Source organism: Tepidimonas sp., assembly GCF_029335975.1.
Classification (GTDB): domain Bacteria; phylum Pseudomonadota; class Gammaproteobacteria; order Burkholderiales; family Burkholderiaceae_C; genus Tepidimonas.
In genome coordinates this window covers 1-3657 of sequence record NZ_JARJMT020000152.1, presented here as the reverse complement: position 1 = coordinate 3657, position 3657 = coordinate 1, and the positions used below count along the sequence as shown (strand labels likewise).

At 63.7% G+C, this 3657-nt stretch carries 5 protein-coding genes; 4 read left to right on the top strand and 1 reads right to left on the bottom strand.

From position 1 onward, the window contains the following. Positions 1-337, top strand: a 337-nt coding sequence (locus tag P3W97_RS08600) for a hypothetical protein (protein WP_300845830.1), incomplete at its 5' end; no start/stop codon positions are given. Positions 338-372: 35 nt separating this feature from the next. After that, positions 373-714: a hypothetical protein gene (locus P3W97_RS08595; protein ID WP_300845828.1), complete on the top strand. Its 342-nt coding sequence runs from the start codon at positions 373-375 to the stop codon at positions 712-714. A 19-nt stretch (positions 715-733) separates the two neighbouring features. Here the strand turns inward: P3W97_RS08595 and fnr are convergent, their stop codons facing one another. Then, positions 734-1471: a fumarate/nitrate reduction transcriptional regulator Fnr gene (gene fnr, locus P3W97_RS08590; RefSeq protein WP_300845826.1), complete on the bottom strand. Its 738-nt coding sequence runs from the start codon at positions 1469-1471 to the stop codon at positions 734-736. A 212-nt stretch (positions 1472-1683) separates the two neighbouring features. Between fnr and hemN the strand changes: the two genes are divergently transcribed. Next, positions 1684-3063 carry an oxygen-independent coproporphyrinogen III oxidase gene (gene hemN / locus P3W97_RS08585; protein ID WP_300845824.1) on the top strand — a complete coding sequence of 460 codons (1380 nt, stop codon included), beginning with the start codon at positions 1684-1686 and terminating at the stop codon, positions 3061-3063. A gap of 48 nt (positions 3064-3111) precedes the next feature. Continuing rightward, positions 3112-3657: sulfite exporter TauE/SafE family protein (locus P3W97_RS08580; RefSeq protein WP_300845822.1), on the top strand; the 546-nt coding region annotated here is incomplete at its 3' end.

The following is a 3657-nucleotide window of genomic DNA, read 5'->3' as shown; positions in this document are numbered from 1 at the left end:
TCCCTGCACCAAACGACACAGCAAGGCCTACACTATGCCAACGATGACAGCCCCCTCGACTGCCCAACCGTCCCCCGCCCGTCCCTGGTACCGCGAGCCGTATGTCTGGATGGTGGTCGGGGGACCGTTGATTGTGGTCGTGGCGTCCATCGTGACGGTCACGATCGCGGTGCGAAACGCAGATACGGTGCTGCCGCGGGAAGCCGTTCCGGTTTCGACTGCCGTGGCGCCCGATCGCCTGACCCCGGAGGAACGGCTTCAGGCCGAAAAGGCGCTGCTACCGGCCAATCAGGGGCGTAATCACGCGGTGTCGTCCGCTTTGCCCAAAAACGATTGAGGCCCCACCAGGGCCACACCCAAGAGGAGTGCACGATGTTGGCCCAGCGAGTGATGTGGATTGCTTGGCCTGCCTTCTTGATGGCGGCGGTCATGGAAATGGTGGTGTTCGCTTTCGTCGACCCCAATGAGCTGCATTGGGCAGGGGAGTTGCTGGGATGGTCGAGACAGGCCATCTACACGCTGGCATTCTTCGTTTTCTGGGGTTTGACGATGGCATCCGGGGCGCTCACGACGCTGCTGTCCATGTCCCCGTGGGAGATCAATCGCTGTCCTGTGCCGCCAGACCAGCGCCCTGCAGATTGCGCCCGCAATGGCGAGGCCGCATCCAACCCACGCCCATCGTGCGATGATGGCCGCTGTGGCGGCTGTGCCTAGCGGCTTCTGTCGGAAGGGGTTAATCCACGCGGTCAGTCCCCCCCGTGTGGGCATGGTTGACCAAGGCGTTGAGAGCGTTGGGGTCCAGGATGCGCACATAACGCTGCTTGACCTCGATGATCCCATCCTCTTGGAAGCGCGAGAAGGTGCGGCTGACCGTCTCCAACTTCATGCCCAGGTAGCTGCCGATTTCCTCGCGGGTCATGCGCAGCACCATTTCGGATTTGGAAAACCCCCGTGCATGCAGTCGCTGCACGAGGTTGAGCAGGAAGGCCGCCAGCCGCTCCTCGGCGCGCATGCTGCCCAGCAGCAGCATGACGCCCTGGTCGCGCACGATCTCGCGGCTCATGATGCGGTGCACATGATGCTGCAGCGCGCTGAATTCGCGTGAAAGCTGCTCCAGTTTGTCAAATGGCAGCACGCACACTTCGGCATCTTCCAGCGCGATCGCAGAGCAGGCGTGCTTATCCTGCACGATCCCGTCAAGGCCCAGGATTTCTCCCGCCATTTGAAAGCCAGTGACCTGGTCACGGCCGTCTGCCGTGGTGACGCTGGTCTTGAAAAAGCCGGAGCGCACGGCATAGAGTGAAGTGAACGGGTCGCCCGCTGCGAACAGCGCCGCCCCACGTCGCACACGCCGCCGATTGGTAATGAGATGGTCGAGCTGCTCCATCTCGGGGGGGGCGAGGCCCATGGGCAGGCAGAGTTCGCGCAGGTTGCAACTGGTGCAGGCGACTTTGATACTGTGCAAATCCATGGGCGCTGTGGCGTGGCCGACCGAGGAGGCCGAAGACTGAGGACAGGTTGACCGGGAAACTCCCATGCGATCGATGATAACAACCGGTGGGTGTGCTTGCCGATCGATATCCCAGTGCGCGATGCGGGCATCGGGTTGCAGCGGATTTGACGCACGTCAAGGGCACAGGGGCCGTCCTGGGGCACATTACCCACCCAATGGAGCCCATGCCCGTGAAGCACGTCATCGATGAAGCCTTGCTGCGCCGGTTCGACATCCCTGGCCCGCGCTACACGTCCTACCCGACAGCGGACCGCTTCATCGAGGCGTTCACCGAGCGCGACTACGTCCAGGCGTTGCAGCAGCGCCGCGCCGGTTCGATGGCGTTGCCGCTGTCGGTTTACGTGCACATCCCGTTTTGCGAGTCGCTCTGTTACTACTGCGCTTGCAACAAGGTGGTCACCAAGCACCACGACAAGGCGGCGGAGTACTTGCGTTATCTCTCGCGCGAGTTGGAACTGCAGACCGACCATCTTGGCCGCGGCCACCGGGTGAGCCAGTTGCACCTGGGGGGCGGCACACCCACCTTTCTGAGCGATGCCGAACTGGCCGACCTGATGGCCATGATCCGCCGCCACTTCGAGCTGGTGCCCGGGGGCGAGTATTCGATCGAGGTCGATCCCCGCACGGTGACGGCCGAGCGCTTGGCGCATCTGTACCGACTGGGCTTCAACCGTCTGAGCTTTGGCGTGCAGGATTTCGACCCTACCGTGCAAAAGGCCGTGCACCGCATCCAGCCGGCGGAGCAGGTCTTTGCCCTGGTCGAAGCTGCGCGAGCACTCGGGTTCGAATCCATCAACGTCGACTTGATTTACGGCCTGCCCCAGCAGACGCCGGAGTCCTTTCGCCACACCCTGGAGCAGGTCGAGCGCCTGCGCCCGGATCGCATCGCGCTGTACGCCTATGCGCACCTGCCGGCGCGCTTCAAGCCGCAGCGGCGCATCGTGGTGGCCGAGTTGCCCAGCCCAGCCGACAAGCTGGCGATGCTATCGCTATCCCTGGATCATCTGAGCGCTGCGGGCTATGTGTACGTAGGCATGGACCACTTCGCCCTGCCCAACGACGCGCTGGCCGTGGCCAAACGACAGGGGCGACTGCACCGAAATTTTCAAGGCTACAGCACCCAGCCCGACTGCGACCTGATTGCCCTCGGGGTGTCGGCCATCGGGCGCATCGGGGCCACCTACAGTCAAAACGCCAAGACGCTGGACGAGTACTATGACGCGCTCGACCAGGGGCGGCTGCCCATCGTGCGTGGGCTGGCGTTGACACGCGACGATCTGCTGCGCCGCAGTGTGATCATGGCCATCATGTGCCAGGGCTTGGTGGACTTTGAGTCCATCAATCTGGCACATCTGGTGGATTTTCGATCGTACTTTGCGCGCGAATTGGAGCAGTTGCGCGCCCTGGAGCACGACGGACTGGTGCGTGTGGACGATACCCACTTGCAGGTTACCGCGACGGGATGGTATCTGGTGCGGGCGATAGCGATGGTGTTCGACCGCTATTTGCAGGTCGATCAGGACCGCGCCCGCTTTTCCAAAATCATCTGACGCCCCTGTCCCGCGCCGTGCCACGCGCAAGGATGATAGCATGTGGCCATGCTCGCATCGATGACGCTGTCGGCCCTAATGATGGGCCTGGTGGGGGGGCCGCACTGTGTGGCCATGTGCGGTGCTGCGTGTGCGGGCATTGCCCGTGCCGCAGCGCCCCGATCGCGTCAGGCCCTGTGGATTTGGCAGTTGGGGCGCCTGGTGGGTTACTCGTTGCTCGGCGCCTTGGCTGGGGGCACAGTGCAGGGCATGGGCTGGCTGGGCCAACAGACGGTAGTGCTGCGTCCGGTGTGGACCATGATGCATGTTGCCGCACTGCTGCTGGGGTTGTTGCTGTTGGTGCAAGCGCGCCAGCCGGCCTTCCTAGACGACTGGGCGCAGACCGTCTGGCGCCGGGCGCGGCCCGTGATGAGCCGTCTGGGCGCTCGCGCGCCTGCCGTGTTGGGTATAGGCTGGGCGCTGATGCCCTGCGGGCTGTTGTACTCGGCACTGCTGGTGGCCTCGCTGTCCGCCTCGGCGCTGGAAGGCGCAGCGATCATGGCGGCCTTTGCCTTTGGGACCATGGTGTCGCTGGTGGCTGGGCCCTGGCTCTTG

Excerpts from the sequence above, each read along its gene's own strand:
- fnr (WP_300845826.1), bottom strand. The coding sequence starts at position 1,471 with ATGGATTTGCACAGTATCAAAGTCGCCTGCACCAGTTGCAACCTGCGC.
- P3W97_RS08595 (WP_300845828.1), top strand. The coding sequence starts at position 373 with ATGTTGGCCCAGCGAGTGATGTGGATTGCTTGGCCTGCCTTCTTGATG.